Origin of the sequence: Sphingobium sp. B2, assembly GCF_007693735.1 — a bacterium.
GTDB classification, from domain to species: domain Bacteria; phylum Pseudomonadota; class Alphaproteobacteria; order Sphingomonadales; family Sphingomonadaceae; genus Sphingobium; species Sphingobium xenophagum.
This window is the reverse complement of record NZ_VDBZ01000001.1, coordinates 2232837-2256331: the sequence shown is the minus strand read 5'-3', so window position 1 is coordinate 2256331 and position 23495 is coordinate 2232837. Positions and strand designations below refer to the sequence as shown.

27 protein-coding genes, 1 tRNA gene and 1 pseudogene are annotated in these 23495 nt (G+C 62.5%); 15 read left to right on the top strand and 14 right to left on the bottom strand.

Annotation, left to right across the window (positions count from 1 at the left end):
- Positions 1-43: 43 nt before the first annotated feature.
- Positions 44-889 carry a hypothetical protein gene (locus FE851_RS10925; protein ID WP_145202375.1) on the top strand — a complete coding sequence of 282 codons (846 nt, stop codon included), beginning with the start codon at positions 44-46 and terminating at the stop codon, positions 887-889.
- A gap of 28 nt (positions 890-917) precedes the next feature.
- Here the strand turns inward: FE851_RS10925 and FE851_RS10920 are convergent, their stop codons facing one another.
- Positions 918-2129 (bottom strand): IS256 family transposase, encoded by a 1212-nt coding sequence (locus FE851_RS10920; protein ID WP_145202372.1) that lies wholly within the window; start codon positions 2127-2129, stop codon positions 918-920.
- A gap of 118 nt (positions 2130-2247) precedes the next feature.
- Positions 2248-2652, bottom strand: coding sequence for a hypothetical protein (locus FE851_RS10915; protein WP_145202369.1), 405 nt, complete (start codon positions 2650-2652; stop codon positions 2248-2250).
- Positions 2653-2670: 18 nt separating this feature from the next.
- On the opposite strand from FE851_RS10915, the gene FE851_RS10910 reads away from it, so the two are divergent.
- Both FE851_RS10910 and FE851_RS10905 read left to right on the top strand, forming a co-directional pair.
- Entirely contained in the window at positions 2671-3024 is a 354-nt protein-coding gene (locus FE851_RS10910) for a hypothetical protein (protein WP_145202366.1), read from the top strand.
- A gap of 101 nt (positions 3025-3125) precedes the next feature.
- Complete coding sequence (locus tag FE851_RS10905; RefSeq protein WP_145202363.1) at positions 3126-3836, top strand: hypothetical protein; 711 nt, start codon at positions 3126-3128, stop codon at positions 3834-3836.
- 443 nt (positions 3837-4279) lie between these two features.
- On the opposite strand, the gene FE851_RS10900 is transcribed toward FE851_RS10905, so the two are convergent.
- Genes FE851_RS10900 through FE851_RS10890 form a run of 3 tightly spaced genes read right to left on the bottom strand, consistent with a single transcriptional unit; the run spans position 4280 to position 6482 of the window.
- Complete coding sequence (locus FE851_RS10900) at positions 4280-4807, bottom strand: carboxymuconolactone decarboxylase family protein (RefSeq protein ID WP_145202360.1); 528 nt, start codon at positions 4805-4807, stop codon at positions 4280-4282.
- A gap of 49 nt (positions 4808-4856) precedes the next feature.
- A complete protein-coding gene (locus tag FE851_RS10895; RefSeq protein ID WP_145202358.1) occupies positions 4857-5621 on the bottom strand; it encodes an SDR family oxidoreductase in 765 nt (254 codons plus the stop codon).
- A 54-nt stretch (positions 5622-5675) separates the two neighbouring features.
- Positions 5676-6482: an SDR family NAD(P)-dependent oxidoreductase gene (locus FE851_RS10890; protein ID WP_145202355.1), complete on the bottom strand. Its 807-nt coding sequence runs from the start codon at positions 6480-6482 to the stop codon at positions 5676-5678.
- A 126-nt stretch (positions 6483-6608) separates the two neighbouring features.
- Between FE851_RS10890 and FE851_RS10885 the strand changes: the two genes are divergently transcribed.
- The gene (locus FE851_RS10885) at positions 6609-7550 is read left to right on the top strand and encodes a GlxA family transcriptional regulator (protein WP_261370896.1); all 942 of its coding nucleotides are present in this window, start codon (positions 6609-6611) and stop codon (positions 7548-7550) included.
- Between the two features lie 309 nt (positions 7551-7859).
- Here FE851_RS10885 and FE851_RS10880 read toward each other — a convergent pair whose 3' ends face one another.
- Entirely contained in the window at positions 7860-8447 is a 588-nt protein-coding gene (locus FE851_RS10880) for a carboxymuconolactone decarboxylase family protein (protein WP_261370895.1), read from the bottom strand.
- A gap of 39 nt (positions 8448-8486) precedes the next feature.
- Here FE851_RS10880 and FE851_RS10875 point away from each other — a divergent pair, with 39 nt between their 5' ends.
- From FE851_RS10875 to FE851_RS10865, 3 genes are read left to right on the top strand one after another with little or no spacing between them, the layout of a single operon-like run.
- Positions 8487-9248 carry an SDR family oxidoreductase gene (locus FE851_RS10875; RefSeq protein WP_145202352.1) on the top strand — a complete coding sequence of 254 codons (762 nt, stop codon included), beginning with the start codon at positions 8487-8489 and terminating at the stop codon, positions 9246-9248.
- Positions 9245-9685 carry a hypothetical protein gene (locus tag FE851_RS10870; protein ID WP_145202349.1) on the top strand — a complete coding sequence of 147 codons (441 nt, stop codon included), beginning with the start codon at positions 9245-9247 and terminating at the stop codon, positions 9683-9685. The genes FE851_RS10875 and FE851_RS10870 overlap by 4 nt, the downstream gene beginning before the upstream one ends.
- The gene (locus tag FE851_RS10865) at positions 9672-10571 is read left to right on the top strand and encodes a sigma-70 family RNA polymerase sigma factor (RefSeq protein ID WP_145202346.1); all 900 of its coding nucleotides are present in this window, start codon (positions 9672-9674) and stop codon (positions 10569-10571) included. Before FE851_RS10870 ends, FE851_RS10865 begins: the two co-directional genes overlap by 14 nt.
- Before the next feature lie 75 nt (positions 10572-10646).
- Here FE851_RS10865 and FE851_RS10860 read toward each other — a convergent pair whose 3' ends face one another.
- A complete protein-coding gene (locus FE851_RS10860) occupies positions 10647-11546 on the bottom strand; it encodes an AraC family transcriptional regulator (protein WP_145202343.1) in 900 nt (299 codons plus the stop codon).
- A 93-nt stretch (positions 11547-11639) separates the two neighbouring features.
- Here FE851_RS10860 and FE851_RS10855 point away from each other — a divergent pair, with 93 nt between their 5' ends.
- Positions 11640-12389, top strand: coding sequence for an SDR family oxidoreductase (locus tag FE851_RS10855; RefSeq protein WP_145202340.1), 750 nt, complete (start codon positions 11640-11642; stop codon positions 12387-12389).
- A 129-nt stretch (positions 12390-12518) separates the two neighbouring features.
- Complete coding sequence (locus FE851_RS10850; protein WP_145202337.1) at positions 12519-13280, top strand: class I SAM-dependent methyltransferase; 762 nt, start codon at positions 12519-12521, stop codon at positions 13278-13280.
- Between the two features lie 183 nt (positions 13281-13463).
- Here the strand turns inward: FE851_RS10850 and FE851_RS27275 are convergent, their stop codons facing one another.
- The 5 genes from FE851_RS27275 to FE851_RS10830 all read right to left on the bottom strand — a co-directional run bounded on the left by FE851_RS27275 (position 13464) and on the right by FE851_RS10830 (position 17302).
- Positions 13464-13739: a WYL domain-containing protein gene (locus FE851_RS27275; RefSeq protein ID WP_222422939.1), complete on the bottom strand. Its 276-nt coding sequence runs from the start codon at positions 13737-13739 to the stop codon at positions 13464-13466.
- A gap of 16 nt (positions 13740-13755) precedes the next feature.
- Positions 13756-14367, bottom strand: a complete 612-nt coding sequence (locus FE851_RS10845) for a plasmid pRiA4b ORF-3 family protein (protein WP_145202334.1) — start codon at positions 14365-14367, stop codon at positions 13756-13758.
- Positions 14368-14441: 74 nt separating this feature from the next.
- Positions 14442-15224 (bottom strand): IS21-like element helper ATPase IstB, encoded by a 783-nt coding sequence (gene istB / locus FE851_RS10840; RefSeq protein ID WP_145202331.1) that lies wholly within the window; start codon positions 15222-15224, stop codon positions 14442-14444.
- Complete coding sequence (istA, locus tag FE851_RS10835; protein ID WP_145202328.1) at positions 15208-16683, bottom strand: IS21 family transposase; 1476 nt, start codon at positions 16681-16683, stop codon at positions 15208-15210. The genes istB and istA overlap by 17 nt, the downstream gene beginning before the upstream one ends.
- 115 nt (positions 16684-16798) lie before the next feature.
- Positions 16799-17302 (bottom strand): helix-turn-helix transcriptional regulator, encoded by a 504-nt coding sequence (locus tag FE851_RS10830; protein WP_145202324.1) that lies wholly within the window; start codon positions 17300-17302, stop codon positions 16799-16801.
- A 90-nt stretch (positions 17303-17392) separates the two neighbouring features.
- Here FE851_RS10830 and FE851_RS10825 point away from each other — a divergent pair, with 90 nt between their 5' ends.
- Both FE851_RS10825 and FE851_RS10820 read left to right on the top strand, forming a co-directional pair.
- A complete protein-coding gene (locus FE851_RS10825) occupies positions 17393-17809 on the top strand; it encodes a VOC family protein (protein WP_145202321.1) in 417 nt (138 codons plus the stop codon).
- Positions 17810-18833: 1024 nt separating this feature from the next.
- A pseudogene (locus tag FE851_RS10820) lies at positions 18834-19421 on the top strand (ArdC family protein); the annotation flags it as partial.
- Positions 19422-19434: 13 nt separating this feature from the next.
- On the opposite strand, the gene FE851_RS10815 reads toward FE851_RS10820, so the two are convergent.
- Both FE851_RS10815 and FE851_RS10810 read right to left on the bottom strand, forming a co-directional pair.
- Positions 19435-19623, bottom strand: coding sequence for an Arm DNA-binding domain-containing protein (locus FE851_RS10815; protein WP_261370894.1), 189 nt, complete (start codon positions 19621-19623; stop codon positions 19435-19437).
- Between the two features lie 114 nt (positions 19624-19737).
- Positions 19738-19811 (bottom strand) — tRNA-Cys (locus FE851_RS10810).
- 199 nt (positions 19812-20010) lie between these two features.
- Between FE851_RS10810 and FE851_RS10805 the strand changes: the two genes are divergently transcribed.
- The 4 genes from FE851_RS10805 to FE851_RS10790 are packed head-to-tail and all read left to right on the top strand — an operon-like array spanning position 20011 to position 23467.
- Positions 20011-20643, top strand: a complete 633-nt coding sequence (locus FE851_RS10805) for a protein-L-isoaspartate O-methyltransferase family protein (protein WP_145202319.1) — start codon at positions 20011-20013, stop codon at positions 20641-20643.
- A gap of 10 nt (positions 20644-20653) precedes the next feature.
- A complete protein-coding gene (locus tag FE851_RS10800) occupies positions 20654-22147 on the top strand; it encodes a TolC family outer membrane protein (protein ID WP_409994483.1) in 1494 nt (497 codons plus the stop codon).
- 37 nt (positions 22148-22184) lie between these two features.
- Positions 22185-22700, top strand: a complete 516-nt coding sequence (locus tag FE851_RS10795; RefSeq protein WP_145202317.1) for a DUF2497 domain-containing protein — start codon at positions 22185-22187, stop codon at positions 22698-22700.
- A gap of 44 nt (positions 22701-22744) precedes the next feature.
- A complete protein-coding gene (locus FE851_RS10790) occupies positions 22745-23467 on the top strand; it encodes an NnrU family protein (protein ID WP_145202314.1) in 723 nt (240 codons plus the stop codon).
- The last annotated feature ends 28 nt before the right edge of the window (positions 23468-23495 follow it).

Genomic DNA, 23495 nt, shown 5'->3' with positions numbered 1-23495 from the left:
ACGTGCGAGCCTCGCTCCTCAAATTCCCGAAGAGAGACGGACTGTGAGCAGCTTTTCATTTCGCCCCATGTCGGGCGTCCTGCTGGTCAGCGCATCCTTGGTGTTCAGCGCTGCCGCAATGAGCCGGAGCGCTGCTTATGATGTCAGTCAGTGGTGGGGACCGGGCGAGGAGCATGTCATTGGCGAGGCGATCGAGTTCGTCAATGCGGACGGACGCCTTCGCCTCATTAACGCTGGCGATCCAATCAATACGGCGGACCACCCCTTCTTCAAACCCCTCGGCAAAAACGGCCGCGCCTGCGTCACATGCCACCAGCCATCCGACGCGATGAGCCTGTCGGTGAAAACCATCCGCGCGCGTTGGGATGCGACCGGCGGCCAGGATCCGCTGTTTGCCGCGATTGACGGGGCCAACTGCCCCAGCCTGCCGCAAAGGGAGGAAGCGTCCCATTCCTTGCTGCTGAACAAGGGGCTTTTCCGTATCGCACGCCCATGGCCTCCCAGGGCGGCGGACGGCAGCGTGATAGAGCCCGAATTCGATCTTCAGGTGATCAGCGACCCGACGGGTTGCAATCTCGATCCCAAATACGGCTTGTCTGGCAAGGATGCTGCGGTTTCCGTCTATCGCCGACCACGGCCGGTGGCGAACATGAAATATATGCTCAGCCTTCCCCACGGTGTGACACCACACGAATATTTCATGTACAACGATAAAAGCCTGCTCCCGACCGATCCCGACACTGGCGAGTTCGTCTCTGTTCAGTTGATGTCGGACGGCAGGCTGCCGACCTTACGTGGCCAGGCGACCGATGCCGGGTCAACGCATCTGGAGATGATTGCCAAACTGACCAAGGAAGAACTCCGGGTCGCGTCCGTCAATGTGGTGTAAATTCGGGTGTGGCCAGCGGGCTGCATTTTCAGGCGGCCTTGGGTGTAATCTGTAGCGGCTGAACCTCCTCGATTGTTGGTGTGGTAAGGGCGGCCATGCCCTCGATTTGCATGTAGCGGTGCTGGAGCTGGTATTCGTCGTTCTGCTCAAGGAGGACGGCGCCGACGAGGCGGATGATGCTGTCCTCGTTGGGGAAGATGCCGACGACGTCGGCGCGGCGCTTCACTTCCTTGTTCAGCCTTTCCAGCGGATTGGTGCTGTGGAGTTTGACCCGGTGCTGCTCGGGGAAGGTCATGTATGCGAGGACGTCATGCTCGGCATCGTCCATGCACGCGCCCAGCTTTGGCCAGCGGGCGCGCAACTGATCAGCGACCTGACGCCAGACTTGCGTTGCGGCGGCATGGTCGGGCTGGAGGAAGACCTGACGGATGGCGGCCGCGACGACAGTGTTCTGGCCCTTGGGTACATAGGCCAGGGCGTTGCGCATGAAGTGGACACGGCAGCGCTGCCAGGTGGCGCTGAGCACGCGGGTGATCGCCGCCTTGAGGCCCTCGTGGGCATCGGAGATGACCAGCTTCACGCCGGTCAGCCCGCGCCGGGCTAGATCCTTGAGGAAGCTCGACCAGAACGGCTCGGCTTCGGAAGGGCCAATGTGCAAGCCGATGATCTCTCGCTTGCCCTCGGTGTTGACGGCGACAGCGATTATCGCCGCGACGCTGACGATCCGCCCGCCCTCGCGCACCTTGAGGTAGGTGGCATCGAGCCAGAGGTAGGGCCATTCGCCGGCGAGCGGCCGCTTGAGGAAGGCATGGACGCGCTCGTCAATGTCCTTGCACAGCTTCGACACCGAGGACTTGGAGATGCCGGTCATGCCCATCGCTTGGACCAGCTCGTCGACGCGCCGGGTGCTGACGCCGGCGATCCATGCCTCCTGGATGACCGCGACCAACGCCTTCTCGACGGTCTTCCTGGGCTCCAGAAAGCCGGGAAAGTAGGCGCCGGTCCTCAACTTGGGGATCTTCAGGTTAAGCGTGCCGAGCCGGGTATCAAGGCTGCGGTCACGGTAGCCATTGCGCCAGGTCGTGCGCTCGCCGGAGCGTTCGTGCCGGCCAGCGCCAACGAGACCGTCGACATCGGCCTCCATAATGATCTGCAGCACGCTCTCGGCGATCGTGCGCAGGAAATCTCCATCTCCGGTCTTCGCCATCAGTTCAGCAAGCGGTAGTCTGTCGTCGGTCATCGGGATCAACTCCTCGGTGGGCGTGTGAAGTGTGGTAACTCCACCTTACCGATGAGCCCGGTGGCCACCGAGATCGAAATCGCATGGGGTGGGGCATGCCCCACCCCATGCGACAACCTCAATCTACACCGGAAATTACACCACGAGCGCGGACGCTAACGAACTCCGCCAGATCGAAGCATTTGAGGGCGCGATCTATGTCGCACAGAGCTTCAGCAATCAGGCAGGAGAACTGCACGGCCCCAGCACGCCGCCAGGACTTGGCCCAGAAGCGCTGCGTGATGGGCCCCCTGGCGAACTGGGTAACAATCCGGTCAACCGGGTATTTGGCATATTCGAAATGTGGCTCAATCCACGCAACAATGGCGCGGCATTGCATTCTCCCCAGGAGGCATTCCGAGCATCCATCGCACGAGGCGCAAACGTCTTTTTCGACAAGCGCTTTTTCATTAAGGACGTAGGCGTTTACAATGACAAGGGGCTTGGCAATCCGTTCAAGCGCAGCTGTGCGTCGGGTTGTCACAACACCGTCCTGACAGGCATGGATCTGGCACCCGGCTTCATGGATTTGGGGCTGAACAATTGGCCCTGGAACCGGCGGGAGGATCTTCCTCTGTTCAAGGCAACCTGCCACGCGGATGCGGTGCCGCAATCCTATCTCGGCAGGGTGATCTACACGCACGATCCGGGTCGCGCGCTGGTAACCGGCAAATGCCGGGATATCGGTGCGAGCATGACGCAGCAGATGCGCGGGCTGGCCGCGCGCGCCCCCTATTTCATGGGAGGGGCGGCCGACACGTTGCGAGAGATGGTGGACTTCTACGATCGTCGTTTCAACATCGGATATACCGAGCAGGAAAAGCAGGATTTAGTCAATTTCATGAGCGTGCTGTGAAAATGCGTTTCGGCTCTCTCGGTTCATCGCTGGCGCTTGCTTCGCTGGCAGTCGCGGCACCGGTATCGGCGCAGCAACATCTGAACTTCGTCGCCTGTCCGGTGGCGCAGGACACAGGAGAACGTAGCGACCTGTGCTTCTTCGTGATGCATGGCGGTGTGCGTTACGGTGTGTCGCTTCCGATCGATTGGGGCAACCCGCAGCTTGGGCACAAGCTGCTGGTAGAGGGCGTGGTGAGCAAAGGGTCGCAGGAATGCGGTGGTCTGCGCATCGAAGGTCGCGCGTCGGTTCTGCCTGAACTCTCGCTGGAATGTAACGAAATCGCGCCCGCCAGGCCGGAGATTCTCGCACTCAAATTGGGGCGCAGGCCAGGGATCAGCGACGAACAGCGCGCAATGATCCTTGCGAACCCATCCAGTTCGTTGCAAATCATGCGCTTGCCAGCGCTGCCGGTGCCCAAAGTAGCGCTGGGCAGTACAGAGACTATCTATTTTCCGTTCGAGCGTGACCGCGCCTCCGGCCCGGATGCAATGGTGATGCTGGAACTTGCGCGGCTCGCGAACGCGACGCCTGGTGCGAAAGTTTCGGTTAGCGCATTTCGCGGCGCGACCTTGCTGGACAATGGAGAAATTGTCACGGAGCGCAAAGACATGGCGCGCCTGAGAGGTGAAAAGATCGCCGCCATCCTCACCGGATTGGGTGTGCTGGAAGATTCGATCGACCTTAAAGTCGTTGGCACCGTCGCAAAACCAAGCGGCAACGCCGACTGGCAAAGCCGCCGGGCCGAACTGCGCGTGTCGGTTCCTCGCTGAAGCTCGCCGCGCAAGAACGCTTTCGGGCCAGGGGCGGGTGGAGCTATCGCAATCGCCGTGAGGCAAATGGAGCGTCCAGGTTTTTTACTGCGAGTTGGAGAATGACGGCGTTTGGGCGCGAAGTTGCCATGCTGGTTCAGCGTCTGGAACTTCCGCTATCTCGTTTGCCCGCCTCAAAGGAGACTTTCCGGAACGTCGAACTTTTCCGACGCCGAGTGCTCCGCGCGCAGCTGAAAATCATGTCCGTTTTCGGGCAGTCGGACAACGGCTTTGAGCGGCAGGGATTGGTCGACATCGGAAGGCAAAGGCCTGGGACATTTGTGCCATACAGCGCCACTACTGCGAACGTCTTGCTATGCCGGTATTTGCCATTCGACGGATCACTCGCCTGCGCGGTCCTATGACGCACAGGCGAGTGCCCTTTGCCGTTTCGGTACGCTGATTTAGATCGCCGGGAAGTCGACCTCCGTGGCGGCCACGTTGTTGACGAGGTTGGTGAAGAAGTTCTCCGCCACGACCGCCACGATCTCGACGATCTGGGCCTCGCTGAACCCGGAGGCGCGGACCGCCTCGACATCTTCTTGCGAGACCTTGCCGCGGGCTTCCGCAACCCGGCGGGCAAAGGCGGCTGCGGCAGCGGCACGCGGTTCTGCCGACTTGCCCTGCCGGGCGAGGTCGATCTCTTCGCGGCTGAGCTTTGCAAGGTTGAAGCCGGTATAGGTGTGAGCGGCATCACAGTATTCGCAGCCGTTCACCGCCGCGACCGCCAGGGCGATCCGTTCGCGGGTCTTGACGTCGAGCGCCTTGCCGAGCGTCTGGCTGAGCGCGCCATGGGCACCCAGCGCGGCCGGGCTGTTGGACAGGACACGGAAGAAGTTGGGGACGCTGCCAAGCTTTGCGGCGATGGCGGACAGGGTGGCCTGCGAAGCTTCGGGGACAGCTTTAGGGGCGGGCGTGGCGATGCGGGACATGATGGGTTCCTTTCGGGATCTTGAGGGGTCTGGAAGGTTGGGGGCCGGCTCAGGCACCGACCGGGATGGGGTTTTCGACCAGACTCTGGTTGAAGGCTTCGAACAGGGCGTGTTCGTTCGCGCCGGGGTTGTCGCGCATCGGGCGGATCGCTTCGACGATCACTTCGGGCGCGTCCGTGGCAAGGGCAACCAGCGTCTGTTCGATGAAGTCGGCCAACGGCATCGCGCGCGGGTCGCCGCTCTTGTAGATGAGGTCGGTGTCCACCCACGGCGGGGCGATTTCCTGCACCCGGACGCTGGTGTCGCGCAGCTGGAACCGCTGCGACAGGGCAAAGGAGTGGAGTGCCGCCTTGGTCGCGGAATAGATCGCGTTGGTGGCGATCGGCACATAGGCGAGGACGCTGCTGGTATAGAGCACGGTTGCGTCGGGTTGCTGCTTAAGGTGTTCGATCAGGGCAGACGTCACGCGGATCGGGCCAAGCAGATTGGTGGCGATCAGCTCTTGCGCCAGGGCATCGTCGACCACGCCGGACACGTCATCGAACGGCATGAAGCCCGCATTGTTGAAGACCACGTTGAGATCGGGATAGCTGGCGATCAGCTCGCGGGCGGCGGCCTGGATGCTGTCCACGCTATTCACGTCAAGTTCGATCGCGGCCATTCCGGGGTTGGCCTCGGTGACTTCCTTGAGCAGCGCCGTGCGGCGGCCCGAGATGATCACCTTGTTGCCAAGACGGTGGAGCGCTTCGGCGAGGCCACGGCCGATGCCGCTGGTGCCGCCGGTGATGAAGATCGTGTTGCCGGTTAGTTTCATGGGGAAATATCCTTTTGCTTGGAGAAGGTTGAGAGAGACAGGCAGGCGAAGGGTTCAGGCCGCGACGTGAAAGCGCGGGGCCGAGCGGGTGGCGGACAGCTGCGGGCCAAGGGCGGCTCGAGCGGCTTCGAACTCCGTCCAGAGGTGCGCGTCACGCAGGGCCGGGATCGTGCTGGTTTCGCCCTGGTCCAGCCCGGCCAGCGCGGCATCGACCATGTCGGCGGCGTCCATGACGATTTCTTCCGGCAGGTGTTCGACCGGCAGGCCGCCATTGGCCCAGAAGTCGGTGCGGGTGGCGCCGGGCAGCACGGCCTGGGCCCGCACGCCCTTGTCCGCCAGTTCGTGGTTGAGCGAGGTGGTGAAGGCCTGCACGAAGGCCTTGGTGCCGCCATAGACGCCGTTGAGCAGTTCGGGCGCCACGGCGACGATGGAGGCAATGTTGATCACCGTGCCGCCGCCGCGGGCGACAAAGCCGGGCACCGCCGCATAGGTGAGCCGCATCAGGGCGGTAACGTTGAGCTGGACCATCGCATCCATCCGCTCGACATCGCTTTCAAGCAGCGTGGTGTGCGTGCCGACCCCGGCATTGTTGACCAGCGCGGTGATCGAGGCATCTTCACGCAGTACCTGTTCCACTCGGGCTACATCGGCGGCGTCGGCGAGGTCGGCGGCAAGCACTTCGACCGAGCGGCCGGTCTTGTCGGAAATCTGCGCGGCAAGGGTCTGGAGCTTGTCCTTGTTGCGGGCCACGAGGATCAGATCGTAGCCGCGGGCGGCGAGGCGGTCGGCGTAGATTGCGCCGATCCCGGTCGATGCGCCGGTGATGAGAGCGGTGCCGAGGTTGGATGCGGTGGTGGTCATGGGTCAGGTCCTTTCGTTGCGGTGAGAGCGCCTTCGCTCTCGACAAGGACCTTATGGACGGAACGGTGTTTGGCTGATATGACGTAGAAACTACGTTTTTCTGACAAATGCTTTCGGGAGTCCGAAATGCCGCACGTTGCAATGGTCCTGACCCCCGGATTCCAGTTTCTTGCACTGGGGGTGCAGGCCGCTTTCGAACTGGCCAACGCCGTTAAGGGGGAGCCATTCTACACCCTGTCCATCGCCTCGGTTGAGGGCGGACCGGTCATGTCATCAAGCGGCTTCGCCGTGCCGACCACGCCGCTGGCCGATGTCGGGCCGGTGGATACGTTGCTGCTGCTGGCCGGCCTTGTCCCGCCGCCGCAGCAGGATGAAGAGACTCTGGACAGGCTGCGCGCCATGGCCCGAGAGTCGCGAAGGGTGGCGGGTTTGTGCACCGGGGCCTTCCTGCTGGGGCAAATGGGCTTGCTGGAGGGACGGCGGGCCACCACGCACTGGGCCTATGCCCGGCAGATGCGCGAGACCTTTCCCGATGTGCGGGTGGAGGACGACCGGATCTTCATCAACGAGGGGCCGGTCTGGACCTCGGCCGGGCTGACCGCCGGGCTGGACCTTGCCGTCGCGCTTATCGAGAAGGACATGGGCCGTGACATGGCGGGAGCGATTGCCCGGAGGCTGGTCATGCATCATCGCCGCGCTGGCGGGCAGTCGCAACATTCCGAGTTGCTGGAACTCGCGCCGAGCAGCGACCGCATCCAGAAGGCGCTTATCTTTGCCAAGGCCAACCTTGCCAACGCGCTGACGGTGGACGAACTGGCCGAGGTTGCCGCGCTATCCCCGCGCCAGTTCGCCCGCGCCTTTCGCGCGGAGACCGGGCAGACCCCGGCCAAGGCCGTGGAGCAGATGCGGCTGGAGGCTGCGCGACTGATGCTGGAAGAAACGCGCCACCCGTTGGACCAGATCGCGCGGGAAAGCGGCTTCGTCGACATGCGCCGCATGCGCGAGGCTTTCATGCGCCAATACGGCCAGCCCCCTCAGGCACTCCGCAGGCTGGCAAGGGCCGCGTGATTTTGGACGAACTGGAATCCCTTTTGTGCCTTGGGACGGTCAAGCCAAAGCACCACAGGCATGTTCACCGCAGCCCTTGGATCTTGGCCGAATTGGACAGTCTCCCATGCCCATTCCACCGACCAACTTTGATGTCCTGCAGTGGGATGCGGAACGCCGAATCGTAGAACGCTTGGGTCTGGACGGTCAGATATTTGCCAATGTCAGATTACGGCGTGTCCGGACATTGAAGCGCCTACTGCTGAACGGCATGGTCTGGTCGCGTGCTGTCGAAAGGGGAAGCAAGGGCATGCTCCCCCTCTTACGATCCTAGGGCTTCGCGGCGACCGGCAGGCGAAATGGCGCGCCGAGGCGATTGAACGCGTTCATTGCCGCGATCACTAGCGTGAGATCGACCAAGTCCTTTTCAGCAAAAACGGCCGCGGTAGCGGCATAGGCTTCGTCCGAAGCATGGGTCGTGCTAACATTGGTCACTTCCTCCGCCCATGCCAACGCTGCTCGATACTGGTCGGAGAACAGATGCGGCACCTCCGCCCAGACGGGGACCAGCGAGACCTTGTCGATCGCCATGGTCTTGAGCAGATCACGGGTGTGCATATCGATGCAATGGGCGCAGCCGTTGATTTGCGACACTCTTAGAAAGATCAGATGGATCAGTTCTTCAGGAAGCTCCGTCTTCCTTGTCACATAATGATGGATCCCGAACAGAGCCTTGGCGCCCTCGGGTGCGATTTCCGACCAGTTCAAACGCTTCATCTCGGTCATACTGCTTTCCTCGTCATTGGCGCCGAGCATCGGCGCTCGCGGACTTGACGAGGTGCGCCGGTGTAACGTGACATCATGGCTCAGATATTTTTCGTTCGAGCGGTCGTCCCATGTCACACCGGAGGCGGCCATCTCGTCATGCAGGCAGACGCTTGCATCGGAGACATGGACATGAAGATCGTTATTATCGGCGGCACCGGACTGATAGGTCGACCCCTGGTCGGATTGCTGCGCGCCAAGGGTCATGAGGTTGTCGCCGCTTCACCAAGCACCGGCATCAACGCGCTGACCGGCGCCGGCCTGGCACAAGCGCTGAATGATGCCGCCGTCGTGGTCGATGTCAGCAATGCCCCGTCCTTCGAGGACGACGCTGCTCTCGCCTTCTTTCGTGGCACGACAACCAACTTGCTGAAAGCAGCGCGCGATACGGGAGTGCGTCACGTCATCGCACTTTCGGTCGTGGGGACTGATCGCCTTCAGGCATCGGGTTATTTTCGCGCCAAGCTGGCACAGGAGCATCTGATTGCCGGCAGCGGCATGCCGTACACGATCGTGCGCGCCACGCAGTTCTTCGAGTTCCTATCCACCATCGCGGATGGCTACACACGGGACAATATAGTGTACCTGCCGGGCATCGCGCTCCAGCCGGTCGCCGCAGCGGATGTCTCGGCCCTTCTTGCCGAGATCGCCACAGCCGCCCCGGTCGGTGGCATCATCGAAGTGGCAGGACCGGAGCGCGCGCCGCTGGCCGAGTTTACCGCCAGCTGGCTCGGGGCACGCGACGATCCGCGCCGGATCAGCGTCACCGCCGATCATGACTATTTCGGCGTGGCCGCCGACGACCGCTCGCTGGTTCCGGACGAAAATCCAAGGATCGCGCCCACGCGCTTCGATGAGTGGCTTGCCGCCGAAACGCAGGAGAGCGCAGTATGAGTCGGCACCTTCCGCTGACACTTGCCGCAGTCCTTGGTCTCGCATCCGCTGTAAACGGCGCGTTTATGCTGATCTCACCAGCAAACTGGTATTTCGCCGTGCCCGGGGTCACCACCACCGGTCCGTTCAACCAGCATTTCGTGCGCGACATAGGCCTGATCTTCTTGCTCGTCGCAATCGCGATGCTCACAGGTGTCTTCCGGCCCGTGGCACGCGTTTCTCTGTGGTCCGCCGCCGCGCTCTGGCTTGCGGGACATGCGCTGTTCCATTTCTGGGAAGTGGCGGTCGGCATCTGCGGTCCTAATGCATTGGCCCAGGATTTTCCTGCGGTGACATTACCGGCTATATTGACGACCGTCCTTGCCCTCTGGGCGTGGCGCGACGCCAAGCGCAGTCACCGAACACATTCGGCGGGGAACAGTCTTGCTGCACAGTGATGAACGTCTCGCCGATTTTGAAGCTGAGCGGCCAAGGCTGTTGCGTCTTGGCTATCGGATGCTTGGTTCACTCAGCGAGGCGGAAGATATCTTGCAGGACGCGTGGCTGCGTTGGGCGGCGACGACGCAGAGCGTTGACACGCCGGCAGCCTATCTGACCCGCATCGTCACTCGGCTTTGCCTCGATCAGCTCAAGTCCGCCCGCGTGCGTCGGGAGACATATGTAGGTGCGTGGCTACCGGAACCGTTGATGGGCACAACTGAGGATGAGGAGACTATCGCCGATGACGTGACGCTCACACTGATGCTCGCGATGGAGCGTCTGTCCCCTCTGGAGCGTGCTGCGTTCCTGCTCCACGACGTGTTCGATATGGCGCTCACCGATGTCGCGACCACATTGGACCGCGAGCCAGCCGCCGTCCGGCAGCTTGCCTCGCGCGCACGCAAGCACGTTCAGCATGCGCGACCGCGTTTCGCGGTTAAGGCAACTGAGGCCGATCGGATCGCGCGCGCCTTCTTCGCTGCTGCCCGCGACGGTGACACAGTCGCATTGTCTGCGATGCTGGCGCGCGAAGTTGAAATTCATTCCGATGGCGGCGGTAAGGTGATTGCCTTCCGCAATGTGGTGCGTGGCATCGAGCGAGCGCTTCGCCTCTTCGCCGGGCTGCGTCGGAAGTACACGTCAGCGCCTACGCTCCTGCGGACAGCGACGATCAACGGCTTGCCCGGCTACATCAGTATCGATCGTGGCGACGTGCTGCAGACCACCGCGCTCGACGTGCGCGATGGCCGGATCGCAGCGATCTATATAGTTCGTAATCCCGACAAGCTCCGTCATCTGATGGCAGCTTTCGGCACAGACGGTCCTCCACAGCACAGCAACTGAAGGTCGTGAACTGGACGTTCCGTACCATCAAGCGGATCCTGGCAGGGCCGCATAACGGCATTGCGAAATTCGTGATCATGCACTCATTCGCGCAAACTGGCCCGGTGGACATCCCAAGCGCTTGCGAAAAGCGGTGCTGAATGCGCTGGCCGACTCGTAGCCAATATCAGCAGCAATGCGATCGAGCGTTTTGACCCCGCTTACCAACGCTTCTTTGGCGATCGCCATTCTCCAGCGCGCCAGATATTCGATCGGCGCGCATCCGATCGTTTCGCCAAACCTGGCTGAGAATGCCGACCGCGACATGCCGGCGATGCTGGCGAGGCCGGCAACCGTCCAACTGGCACGGACATCAGAATGCATCGCCTGGATCGCCCGCACGAGGGAGGGATCCTTCATGCCATTGAGCAATCCTGCAGTGACTCCTTGGCCTTCAATGCTTTGCCAGCGGAGCGCCTCTACGAGGAGTACCTCCAGCATGCGCTGGATGATCAGTTCCTTCCCCGGATAGTCTGTCGCGCACTCCTCCGCCAGCAGTTCAATCAAGCGACCAAATCGGGTCGCACGTCCCGCCGACGCGGGAATGTAGATTTGCCTGGGCAGCAAACTGAGCAACAGCGGCGCGTTGACGCGCTCAAACGTGAAACTGCCCCCCATAGCAACAAAGTCTGGCTCGCCCTCTTGTTCGCCATGCCGCACCGCTTCATTGCGCGGTGCAACCGGAGCGCAAGACATCCGCTTCTCACTGCTAAGAGAGAAGGGCGGCGTCGTCGGAAGTAGCAGAAAATCACCCCGACCCAACTGCAGTGGCTCATGGCCATGCAAGGTCAACCACGCTTCGCCAGCGAGGATGATCGAGAAGCCAGGGGCGTCATGCGCCGCGTACTCTACGCCCCACCGCCCCTTACCTGAGATGGGCTTGGATAGGGCTGCACTTGGGCGAAGCAGGGCGATGACGTCACTCAAAGGGTCCATTTGGACGATCCATAATTAAAACTGGATATCTGATTATATATCGTCGTTTCGCTCTAGTCTATCAATTCGTCATCGACCACGCGGAGACAGGCTATGACCAGAACAATTCTCATCACCGGCACCTCTTCCGGGTACGGCAAGGCCATCGCAGAGCATTTCCTGTCCAATGGCTGGAATGTTATCGCCACGATGCGGCGCCCCGACACCGCGTCTTTCAATGGCGATCCCGCTCGACTCCGGGTGTTGCCGCTGGACGTCACCAGCGACACAAGTATCGCAGCATTGATCGAAGTGGCTGGCTCGATCGACGTGCTCGTCAACAATGCCGGCGTCGGCGCCGTGGGTGCGTTTGAGGTGACGCCAATGTCGCTGGTGCGGCAGCTTATCGAGACCAACACGATCGGCGTAATGGCCATGTGCCAGGCGGTCATACCACAGATGCGCGAGCGCCGTTCGGGCACGATTGTCAACGTCACGTCGAGCGTCACGCTTGGGGCGTTCCCCTTGGCGGCTGCCTACACGGCCAGCAAGCAGGCGATCGAAGGCTTCACGGGCTCGCTTGCACATGAGCTCGCACATTTTGGTATCCGCACGAAGCTGGTCGAACCCGGTTACGCGCCGACCACGAATTTCGGCGCCAATGCGATCATTCCTTTCGATCAGCTCATCCCCGCCGACTACGCCGACTTCGCCGGCCCCATCATCGAGGCGTTCGGAAAACCCGCGCTGACAACCAAAGAAAGTGACGTAGCTGAGGGCGTCTGGAACGCCGTCCACGATACTGGAAGCCAACTCCACTTCCCCGCTGGTTCGGACGCCGTCACTCTCTCCCAGGCGTGTTGATGGTTGTCCCGTGCCGGCGATCCAAGACCGGCGCGGGACAACGTCAGCATGACTTGCGCGCCTTCGCTCCGGGGGTGCAGAAGCGTCCATTCCTGATTTCGGCTGCAGTTATATTTAGGGATGGTTCCCATGTCGGTTCACGAGAAATCCCAAGGCTACCATTCGGGTGCCCAAGACTATGTCGCCGGCCGGCCGGGATATCCGCCGGAAGCGATCGAATGGTTGCGCGACGTCCTGGGGGCCGCTCCGGGCAAGAAGATCGTAGAGATCGGCGCTGGAACCGGCAAGTTCATCCCTACGCTGCAAGAAGCGGGCGGGACCATCATTGCGGTCGAACCGATCACCGAGATGCGGGAGCTGCTGGTCCGGTCCTTTCCAGATGTGACTGCTGTGGCCGGTTCGGCTGACGCCATCCCTCTGCCGGACGCCTCGGTAGATGTAGTCGTCTGTGCGCAAGCATTTCACTGGTTTGCGACCGTCGAAGCGGTCGCGGAAATGCGTCGCGTGCTGGTGCCAGGCGGGACGCTAGGCCTCATCTGGAATGGGCGCGACGAGAGTGTCCCATGGGTCGCTGCGCTCTCCCTGATCACCGATCGCCGCGAAGGCGACACGCCGCGATACCGAACCGGCGCTTGGCGGAAGGCGTTCCCCGCTCCGGGTTTCGAGTTCATCGGTGATCGGCACGTGCGCAACTACCATATTGGTTCGCCTGAACAGGTCGTTCTCAAACGCACAATGTCGGTGAGCTTCATCGCCGGTCTGCCCGCGATCGAACGGCATGCGGTCGAGCGGGAAGTGCAGGACTTGATTGACGGAACTGCGGAACTGGCCGGAGGCCGGGAGGTCGCCTTCCCGTATGAGACCAGCATGTTCGCTTACCGAGCAATCTGACCGCCGAGCGGCGGCTTTCGTCCAATCTGGACGTCTGCTGCAACGCCGTTGAACGAAGTGCTTTGGACGTCTGCCACCGCACGTGTTTGCCGGATCATTGGGAATTTCGGTTTTTCACGTCGCCGCCCCGAACACGCCTTGGTTAAGGGGCGTTCATGATGAGTAAAATCCAACGCCCAGCTTTCAGCTCCGATTGGATCGAGCCACGCGCCGCATGCGCAGCTGCTCCAGATAGTCACGGAGTAACGGCACCCGACGCGGACGAAAGCTCGTGCCGTTCGGACGGATTTCGATCATGCGATCGGTCCGGAACATTCGGAAGTCCTCGCGCAGGCAGCACCAACTGAGAGCGGTCACGCACGTCTCGGTGTAGAACAGCGCAAGCGGGAGGATCGCCCTGTCGCTCGTGGCGCCATCGCCATCTGTGCAACGACAAATTCGGTAGCCGGGTGACGACAAACGAGATGGCCGGATTTCATGGTTCGAAACGAAAGCGATAGCTGCCTTTTGAATGCCTGATGGCTTTGGCGATGGCCTTATTGTTGACGTCGAGGTTGAAGCGTTCGGGGTTGAAGGTCCTTCCAGCCCATCGACGCATATCTTTATGGTCTTGGTGGCGGGTGTCGTGCCAAGCTTCGAGAAAATCGAAGTAGCCAGAGGGGCCTCCGACGTCCTCGGGCGGCGCGCGGCGCGATCCGGCGACACAGCGCGGATATTTGACGCCTGGTTCTTTTGCTTTGCGGGTGAGTTCGATGACATGCATCCAGCTGTCGCCGAAATCATATTCGTAGAAGATGATGAGCGGCGCTGGACCATAGGTTGCAAAGTCACACAGGCGGACGTCGCTTGCTTCGAAGGTGCGACGATCAGACCAGTCTCCTTCGTCGAACTCGGGAGCACCATAAGTCAGGCCGCCGATATCGAACTGATGAAGGTGGCTGTCGGTCCATTCGAACGAGGCCTGTATCACCTCATGGAGCTGAGCCAGGTTGAGGTTGCCGGGAAGCTCGAACCGGCGGCTGATGACAGGCTGGATATCGACAATATGGATATCGGCCTGGATGATGATGTCGTCGGGTGCGAACATGGCAATAGCATGACGCGATGCTGGCGCGACGACAACTGTCGACGACAATTACCCTGCGACACAGTCCGCGACACTTACGGTGTGAGCTGGGCATTTTTGGCGGCCGTCCGGCGGCGATAGCTCTCGGCGTTGAACTCGAGGATGGTGGCATGATGGACGAGGCGGTCGACGGCAGCGATCGTCATGGCGGCGTTTGGAAAAATCTGCCCCCATTCTGAGAAAGGCTGGTTGCAGGTGACGATGAGCGATCGGCGTTCATAGCGTTCGGCGATGAGCTCGAACAGGACACTGGTCTCGGCCTGATCCTTGCTGGCATAGCCAAGATCATCGAGGATCAAGCAGTCGAACCGATCGAACTTGGCGATCATGGCCGGCAGCGACAGGTCGCGCCGCGCAGCCTGGAGCTTCTGGACCATGTCGGTGGTACGAATGAACAGAACCCGGCGGCCACCCTCGACGAGCGCATGCCCGATTGCGGCTGCCGCGTGGCTCTTGCCGGTGCCCGAGGGACCAAAACACAGGATATTGGCGCCTTGGTCGAGCCAGGCGTCGCCATCGGCGAGCGCCATGACATGGGCTTTGCGAATGGTAGGGACAGCGGCAAAATCAAAGGTCGAGAAAGTCTTGCCTCGTGGCAAGCCCGCCTCTGCCAGGTGTCGGGCGATACGACGGGCATCACGATCGGCGATCTCATGTTCGCATAATGCTGCCAGATACCGGGCAGCGCCCCAGTCTTCGCGGTCTGCGCGTGCGGCAAAGCCCTGCCAGTGCTGACCAAAGCTTGGCAGCCGTAGGCTCGACAACATCACTGGAAGGCGGGCGGCGTCGATCATAATGTCATTAGAAGGCTTGGACATCGGGGGTCTCCTGATGCTGGAAGAGAGAATCATAGATGGTCAGGTCAGTCTGCTTGATGCTGACATCAGGCGATGCGCTTGGCGGTGGCGCCACAGCGGCTCGCGCGACCTCGACATCGGGCAAGTCACCTGCCGCCAGTACGGCCTCGAGATGATCGGCAAGCAGCGCTTCGCAGGCATGCGTCGCTGCCAGATGCAACAGGCCGACATAGACGCGACAGGCGCGCCGAGGCTCCAGCGTTGCATCAAGGATATCCCAGGTGCGGCGAAAGACCTCGCGCGGGAACATGCCATCGCGCAGCACCGAGCGGCGAAATGCCTGCGGCTTTTTGACGAGTGACCCAATGATGTGGCGATAATCGACCACATGGGTTGGCCCCTGCGCGTTACGCCGGCGTCGCGGCAGTGTCAGCACTTGTGTGTTGCCCAGATAGCAAACGAGCCGACCGTCATAGATATGAACCCGCAGCCGGGAGCCAATCAAGCGAGAGGGCACCGTATAGAGGACATCGCGTACAGCGATCGTCGACGTTCGCGTCACGGTCACGGTTGCCAGGCTGAAGTCTGTCGTCTTGAAGCTGGGCAGCGGCTTCATCTGCGCCAACTCGAGCGCAACCTCTCCACGACGGCGCGCATTGCGCCGAGCCACATGCTCGCTGATGAAGGCCTGATAGGCAGCGACATCGGCAAAATCACGCGATCCGCGCAAGGCCAGCCCTTCGCGCAGTGACCGCTTGAGATGGCCATGCGCGGCCTCGACCGAACCGTTCTCATGGCTGACGCCGGCATTGTTGCGGGTCGGCTCGATGCCGTAATGGTCACAAAATGCCTGGTACCCGGCTGCAGCGTCATCGTGCGGGGAAAGGTTGCGGTACGCTGCCGACAAGCGATCGGTGCGGTTGGTCGCTGGCGTGCCGCCCAACTGCCAAAGCGCCTCCTGCATCCCTTCGGTAAGCGCGGTAAAGCTCTCGCCGCCTTCGATCACCTTGACATACTGCCAGCCTGAAAAGGCCAGCCAGAAATGGAAAAGCAGATGATCAAACGGCAAGCCGTCGATAGTTACGTCGAAATCTGCCGGCTCGGTAAAATCACATAGCGACTGATAACCAGGCGGATGCTCCTGCCGGAAGATGACTTCGCGTTCAGGACCTTCGCTCGCGCGCCAGGTCGCAATCCGTCGCTGCAAGGTGCGTAGATGACGCTCATGCAGCCGACCAGGATGTTCACGATCCAGCTCCTCCATCACGCTCGTTGCACGAAGCATTGGCACCTGGCGCAGCATCGGCACGACAATCTCGTCCCACACATCCGCAAGCGGGTCTAGCCGCGTCCGTCCACGCGCTTTGCGACACTGGCTTGGTAATGATGCTGCCGCGCTGATCCGGCGCGCGCTGCGTTCACTAATCCCTGCCCGGCTCGCCGCCAGGACCTGCGTGTCACCCTGCTGTTTACGTTCCATATACCGCCTGTACTGGCGGTCCGTGATCCACTCACCTGGCATCAGCTTTGCCCCCTGCGATCGCAGGGGGCAAAGCTGACACAAATGTATCACGATCCGGCCATCTCGTTTGTCGTCAGGCGGCCAACATAACTGTCGTCACACAGCCATCGACATAGCGGATATCGACCCCGTGCTCCTTCCAGCACGCAGCCCGCAAGGGGGCAAGATCGAGGGTTGGGACGTAATGCGGCTCTGGGCGAAATACCTGCGTAATCGCATGGAGCAACTGCCGTTCCCGTTCGTCGGGCAGGGTCGCGCCGATTTTGGCGAGGACGGAATCCGCAGCATGCGCCAGCGCCGGATCGCCCCAGGCACGGACCTCGGCCAGACCGAGTGCAAGCACCTCGATTTCATCCTGATCGAGCATCTGCGGCGGCAACGCCGGATCTTCCAGAAGGCGATAGCCATAACCGCGCTCGCCCTCGATCCGCGCACCGGCGCTGCGAAGCGCATCGATATCGCGGTAGAGCGATCGCGGCGAGACGCCCATCTCTTCCGCCAGACGCGCCGCAGTGATCGGTGCTGCCAAGATACGCATCGCGTGAAGCAGCCGAAGGAGACGAGCAGAGCGCGACATAGGCCTACTGACGGAAATTGGCAGTTGGGGGCCGCTATGCGGGATTCGGACGGCAAAATCGAGCGCCGCCGAACAACCAGGAGTTGAAACATGCCCTTTGCTGTCACGACGCATCTTAATTTTCGTGGTCAGGCCCGCGCGGCCTTGGATTTCTACAAACAGGTATTCGGTGGCGAACAGATGCTGATGACCTACGGCGCAATGGGGCAGCCACAGCTTGCTGATTCTCCGGACCACGTCATCTGGGGCCAGGTCATCAGCGATGACGGTTTCCAGATCATGGCGTTCGACGTGCGGGCGGGGCAAGACTATGACGCAGGCGCGAACGCCTTCTACGTTTCGCTACGGGGATCATCGATCGACGAGATCCACCAGCGCTGGAACGCACTGGCCATGGGGGCGACGATCCTGCAGCCGATTGGACCGTCTGCCTGGTCGCCGCTCTACGGTATGCTGACCGACCGCTTCGGTGTCACATGGATCGTCGAGGTCGATCCACGCGCCTGAGTGGGATGCGCCGGCGTTGCCGTCCTGCCGTCCCGCCAACCATGTGCTGCGTCGCCAGCGTCGATCGCCCCACGGGCTTACGGCCCCGCGACTGACAAAGCGTAACAGGCAACGGCGCGAACGGCAGCTCCTGTCCGGATCGGTCGTTCCTCAGCCGGCTCTGGTCGGCCACAGCCGGAATAGCCGACGGTCTGCACCTAGGAAGTCAAAATCGACCGCTGCGCGTTCAGGAAGGGTCTGTTCCCGCCAAAACGGCGGCACGGGGAACGACTGATTTCAGGATCGCAAAGAAGATACCGAAAGGTTCGCAACTAGGTGGGAAGCAAACGCCTCGCGCCGGTGAAGCGGCGCGACCGCGCTCTACGGCTCGAAGCCAGGCTTCTCGCCGCCGAGCCCCGTCGCCGGGTCTCGGCCTCGCGGTAACGATCGGCTGGCGCGGGTCAGCGTCCGCTGACCTGATGGAGTGGGGCTGAGGACGCACACTGCCGGACGGCTGCGCCGCCGGACAGGGTGCGGCGCCCGGTGGCGGCCCCGCAGGCACTCCGTCCTCTCGGTCGGGCGGTGCGCCCGGTTTCGCAAGGCTGGCGACAAGTGCCGCCTTGGCCTGCGGATCCCGACCCTGCACCGCTGACCCGACCGCGCCGGCCGGGGGCCATTCTTTCGTTGGCAGCGGCTCCGCCGTCGGGAAGCGCTGCAGTCGCCGCTTGCGCGGCGGCGCTGTTGGAGGCCTCTCCCGGTGGCGCGGGAGTGGGCGGCGCTCCCCGCTATGCCCACTCGCGTCCCCGGCAAGCCGTGCTGCGCCCGGCTCCTCCACTGACGTTCCGGCCCTCTGGGTGCCGGCGCCGCTCAAGCGGTCCTCTTCGGTTCGCATCTTGCCGCCCACCCCCGCTTCCGGGGGAGGCCATGGTGGTTTTGGGGCGGTGCAGGAGGTGAATGATGCGTGCTCCCACGACTGCCCGCGCGCGGCAAGGGCCGGAGACTCAAGGCGTCGAGCGATGGAACTGCCACCCCGGTAGAAGGCCGGATGGACGCCGACCCTTCGCGCGTCAACCTCTATGACGAGGTGACCGCCAAGATCATTGCCGAGCTTGAGGCGGGCCGCGTTCCGTGGGTTCAGCCTTGGGGGCATCCCGATGGTGATGGCAGCGCGATCAGTCCCGGCCTGCCGCGCAACGCCCTTACCGCGCGCCGTTACTCTGGCGTGAACGTCCTTATCCTGTGGGGCGCAGTCATTGAGTAGGGCTATCCCTCGCAGGGTTGGCTTACCTTCAAACAGGCGCTTGAGGCAGGCGGCTGCGCCCGCAAGGGCGAGCGCGGCACCGCCGCCGTCTATGCCGACCGCTTCACTCCCGAGGCCGAAAAGGTCCGCGCCGTCGAAACCGGCGGCGACGCCAAGTCCATTCCCTTCCTGAAACGCTTCACCGTGTTCAACGTCGCGCAGTGCGAGGGACTGCGCCCCGGCCTCGCGTCCGATCCGGCCCCCTTGCCCGAACGCCAGATCGTGCCGGTCGCCGAGGAGGTGACCGCGGCCAGCGGCATCGACTTCCGTGTCGGCGGCAATCGCGCCTTCTATGCGCCCGCACAGGACTATGTGCTTGTGCCGCCGCATCCCTGGCGGCGCGCGCCTAGGCCAGCGTAATCTCGGGATACGCCCCTATCGACAGTTTCCGCTCCACGCCGTCGAAACGGTATTTGATTCGCCACAGCTTGCTGCCGCTTGGATTGACGAGCGAATACAAGTCTGGGGAGTCAGTAACCTTGTAAGGCTTACCTGCAGGCTTGGCATTACGGATAGCGGTATCGGTTAGCGCCATTGGGGGCCTCGATTGCAGGCAAGCAAGGGCATCCACTGACAATCAGCGAATGCTTATAAGCTACCGGAAATCAGGGATTTTTCAACTGTTGGCAGACGTCGCCAGATAGGATTTTGGAGGCCCGAGCCGGAATCGAACCGGCGTGCAAGGATTTGCAGTCCTCTGCGTAACCACTCCGCCATCGGGCCATCCGTCGCGGTGGACGCCGCAAATGTGCGGCTTTGGTTGCAAAGTCAAGCGGCGGATCGGGCAGTGGGCGCAAGATTCTGGTCCTTTGCCGTGCAAAGCCGCTTGGCGTGGCCTGCGCGCTGATTTAGAGGTCCGTTGATCCCCTTGCTGTATTGCATTACCAATACAGTTGTGCCAAGTCCAATCGACCAAGCGAGAATGATCGTGACCGAGCAGAATTTTTCTTCGATGCGGACCGCCATGGTCGAAAGCCAGTTGCGTACCAGCGACGTGGACGATCCGCGCGTGATCGCCGCGATGGCGAGCGTGCCGCGTGAGGATTATGTCCCGGCCGAACGCCGCGCCATGACCTATGTCGATCGCCCGATCCCGCTGAGCGGCGGCCGTGCGCTGAACCCGCCGCTGGTGACGGGGCGCCTGCTGACCGAGGCGAAGGTTGCGCCCGGCGACAAGGTGCTGCTGATCGGCGCGGCGACCGGCTACAGCGCCGCCTTGCTGGCCGCATTGGGCGCGCAGGTGACGGCGATCGAGGAAGAGGGCGGGCCGGACATTGCCGGCGTGAGCGTGGTGCGTGGTCCGCTCAATGCCGGATCGCCCGCTGGTGCGCCTTATGATCTGCTGTTTATCGACGGCGCGGTGGCGGAAGTGCCCGCCGCGCTCGTTGGGCAGCTTGGCGATGGGGCGCGGGTCGTCACGGGCCTGATCGAACGCGGCGTCACCCGGCTGGCGAGTGGCCGGGTCGTCGCGGGCGTGCTGGGCCTGGCCAGCGTCGCGGATATTGAGATGGTGGTGCTGCCGGGCTTTGCCGCACCGGAGCGATTCGTTTTTTGAGACGGGGATCATGACAGCAAAGCGACCTAATTTCCGGCGGACCACCGCTACAGCCTTGCTGTTGCTATCCTCTTGCCTGGCCGGTCCGGCCATGGCCGAAACGCTGCAGGGGGCGCTGGCGAAGGCTTATGCGTCCAACCCGACGCTGACTGGCGCGCGCGCGGGGCAGCGTGCAACGGACGAGAATGTGCCGCTCCAGAAGGCGAACGGGCGTCCCGCGGCCGACGTGAGCGGCAGCTATAGCGAAAGCATCCTGAAGCCCACGATCAGCTTCACCGCGCCGCAGCGCACCGTGAATGCGCAGGCGCAATTGAATGTGCCGATCTATTCCGGCGGGACCGTTCGCAATGGCGTGAAGGCCGCCAAGACCCGCGTCGCCGCCGGTCAGGCTAACCTGCGCGGCACCGAAGCAAGCGTGTTTTCGCAGACGGTCGCGGCCTATATGGACGTGATCCGCGACAGCGCCATCGTGGCGCTCAACCAGGCCAATGTGAAGGTGCTGGACGTCAACCTGCAGGCGACGAACGACCGGTTCGAGGTGGGCGACCTGACCCGCACCGACGTTGCCCAGTCCGAATCGCGGCTGGCGCTGGCCCGGTCCGACCTCCAGATCGCCCAGTCCAACCTGATCACCAGCCGGGAAAATTACATTGCGCTGGTCGGCGAGGCGCCCGACAATCTGGAACCGCCGCCGCAATTGCCGGGTCTGCCCGCCAACCCGGAGACCGCCGTGCAGGTGGCCCTGCGCGACAATGCGGACATATTGGCGGCGCAGAAGCAGCGCGAGGCGCGCCATTATGACGCGAAGGCGGCGAAGGGCGGCGTGCTGCCGCGCGTGTCGGCCTTCACCCAGGCGGGCTACACCAATTATCTCCATTCGCTCGACAGCACCGCGCTCGACGCCAATGGCAATGCGGTCGAAGGGCCGCAGATCAACAAGCAGGCCGTCGCGGGCGTGCAGCTGACCATCCCGCTATATCAAGGCGGTCGTCCGGCCGCGCAGGTGCGCCAGACCCAGGCACTCGAATCGCAGGCGATCGAACAGGAGATCGAGATCGAGCGCGGTGTGATCGCACAGACGCGCGCCGCCTATGCCAGCTGGCAGGCGTCGCTCCAGACGATCGATTCGAACCAGAAGGCGGTCGAGGCGGCATCGCTGTCGCTGGAAGGCGTGCGGGCCGAAAATTCGGTCGGCAGCCGCACCATTCTCGACATTCTCAATGCCGAGCAGGAAGCGCTCAACGCCCGCGTCCAGCTGGTGTCGGCGCGGCGCAACGCCTATGTCGCCGGCTTCAGCCTGCTCGCCGCGATGGGCCATGCCGAAGCGGACGATTTGGGGCTGGCCAGCGGCACGCTCTACGATCCGATGGTCAATTATGACCGGGTGAAGGGCAAATGGTTCGACTGGGACTATGGTGCAGCGCCCATGCCGGTCGCCACGCGCACCGTTGACACGCTGCCACAAAACGCCAATGTGAGTCCCGAAACGGCACAACAGCCATAAGGGGCTGTGATTGCGGGGCCGATAGTCAGGGGACGGCATGGGCGACATGACAAAGGAACCGTCGATGGAAGAGATACTCTCGTCCATCAAGCGGATCATCGCCGAGGAAGGCGAGGAGGCAGTACAGGCGGCGCCGCGTCGCGGGCGGGCTGACGCCGCGCCCAAGCCCGTGATCGAAACTGGCACGCCTGACGAACCGGCCCCCGTATCCTTCGCGCCGCTGGTCGACGAGGTGCTGGAACTGACCGATGAGGTCGTGGTGGAGGATGTGATGCCCGCTCCCAAAGCTGCCGCGAAGGCGACGCCCGCGGCCAAGCCCGCAGCCCCGGCGGATGAGTCGATCCTGTCGGTCGAAAGCGAAGTCGCCGCGCGCCACTCGCTGTCCGCCTTGTCCTCCATGCTGATCGCCGCGCCCGAGGGTGCCGACAATACGCTCGACGGGCTGGTCCGGTCGATGCTGAAGCCGATGCTGAAGGAATGGCTGGACGCCCGCCTGCCGGCCTTGGTCGAGGATATGGTGGCCAAGGAAATCGCCCGCATCACCGCGCGCTGATTTTTCCTTTGTTCGACGACTGACGCGATTGTTCCAATCATGATATGCTGCCCCTGGCTTGGCATGGCTGGGGGCATGGCGATATGATGCTGTTGATCGCGGCGACGGCGTTTGTCGGAACGCATTTCCTGATGTCGCATCCGCTGCGCGCGCCGCTGGTGTCGCGTCTGGGGGAAAAAGGCTTTCTGGGCCTCTATTCGCTGGTAGCGGCGGCGACGCTGATCTGGATGATCCTGGCCTATCGTGCCGCGCCGGTCACGCCCATGCTGTGGCCGGTGGGGGACGGCCTGTGGGCGCTGGTGACGGTCATCATGCTGATCGCGTCGATCCTGCTGCTGGGGTCGCTGGTCGGCAACCCCGCCTTGCCCGCGCCTGATGGCAGCGCCATGGTGCCCGCCGAAGCCAGGGGCGTGTTTGCCATCACCCGCCACCCCATGATGTGGGCCATCGCGCTGTGGGGCGTGGCGCATATTCTGGTCTATCCCGTCATCGCCAACATCATCCTGTCCGTGGCGATCATCATCCTGTCGCTGGTGGGCGCTGCTCTGCAGGACAGCAAGAAAGCGGCATTGACCCCTGATTCGTGGCCGCTGTGGGAATCGCGGACCAGCTATTGGCCGTTCGCCGCCATCCTGGCTGGACGGGCGCGTTTCGGGCATTTCGGTCTGCATGCGCTGGCAGGGGGAACGGTCCTTTGGTTGGTTGCGACCTGGGCGCATATACCGCTGACTGGCTGGCCTGCGGGCATTTGGCGCTGGCTGGGCTGATCTTTCGGCTGGAATGGAACGGGAAGGG

Coding starts and splice junctions, on each gene's coding strand:
- FE851_RS10880 (WP_261370895.1), bottom strand. CDS start 8,447: ATGGCCGCCTCCGGTGTGACATGGGACGACCGCTCGAACGAAAAATAT.
- FE851_RS10890 (WP_145202355.1), bottom strand. CDS start 6,482: ATGACCACCACCGCATCCAACCTCGGCACCGCTCTCATCACCGGCGCA.
- FE851_RS10825 (WP_145202321.1), top strand. CDS start 17,393: ATGCCCTTTGCTGTCACGACGCATCTTAATTTTCGTGGTCAGGCCCGC.
- FE851_RS10815 (WP_261370894.1), bottom strand. CDS start 19,623: ATGGCGCTAACCGATACCGCTATCCGTAATGCCAAGCCTGCAGGTAAG.
- FE851_RS10855 (WP_145202340.1), top strand. CDS start 11,640: ATGACCAGAACAATTCTCATCACCGGCACCTCTTCCGGGTACGGCAAG.
- FE851_RS10850 (WP_145202337.1), top strand. CDS start 12,519: ATGTCGGTTCACGAGAAATCCCAAGGCTACCATTCGGGTGCCCAAGAC.
- FE851_RS10830 (WP_145202324.1), bottom strand. CDS start 17,302: ATGTCGCGCTCTGCTCGTCTCCTTCGGCTGCTTCACGCGATGCGTATC.
- FE851_RS10875 (WP_145202352.1), top strand. CDS start 8,487: ATGAAGATCGTTATTATCGGCGGCACCGGACTGATAGGTCGACCCCTG.
- FE851_RS10895 (WP_145202358.1), bottom strand. CDS start 5,621: ATGAAACTAACCGGCAACACGATCTTCATCACCGGCGGCACCAGCGGC.
- FE851_RS10860 (WP_145202343.1), bottom strand. CDS start 11,546: ATGGACCCTTTGAGTGACGTCATCGCCCTGCTTCGCCCAAGTGCAGCC.
- FE851_RS10910 (WP_145202366.1), top strand. CDS start 2,671: ATGGATCTGGCACCCGGCTTCATGGATTTGGGGCTGAACAATTGGCCC.
- FE851_RS10800 (WP_409994483.1), top strand. CDS start 20,654: ATGACAGCAAAGCGACCTAATTTCCGGCGGACCACCGCTACAGCCTTG.
- FE851_RS10870 (WP_145202349.1), top strand. CDS start 9,245: ATGAGTCGGCACCTTCCGCTGACACTTGCCGCAGTCCTTGGTCTCGCA.
- istB (WP_145202331.1), bottom strand. CDS start 15,224: ATGTCCAAGCCTTCTAATGACATTATGATCGACGCCGCCCGCCTTCCA.
- FE851_RS10920 (WP_145202372.1), bottom strand. CDS start 2,129: ATGACCGACGACAGACTACCGCTTGCTGAACTGATGGCGAAGACCGGA.
- istA (WP_145202328.1), bottom strand. CDS start 16,683: ATGGAACGTAAACAGCAGGGTGACACGCAGGTCCTGGCGGCGAGCCGG.
- FE851_RS10790 (WP_145202314.1), top strand. CDS start 22,745: ATGCTGCCCCTGGCTTGGCATGGCTGGGGGCATGGCGATATGATGCTG.
- FE851_RS10795 (WP_145202317.1), top strand. CDS start 22,185: ATGGGCGACATGACAAAGGAACCGTCGATGGAAGAGATACTCTCGTCC.
- FE851_RS10885 (WP_261370896.1), top strand. CDS start 6,609: ATGCCGCACGTTGCAATGGTCCTGACCCCCGGATTCCAGTTTCTTGCA.
- FE851_RS10805 (WP_145202319.1), top strand. CDS start 20,011: ATGATCGTGACCGAGCAGAATTTTTCTTCGATGCGGACCGCCATGGTC.
- FE851_RS10845 (WP_145202334.1), bottom strand. CDS start 14,367: ATGTTCGCACCCGACGACATCATCATCCAGGCCGATATCCATATTGTC.
- FE851_RS10900 (WP_145202360.1), bottom strand. CDS start 4,807: ATGTCCCGCATCGCCACGCCCGCCCCTAAAGCTGTCCCCGAAGCTTCG.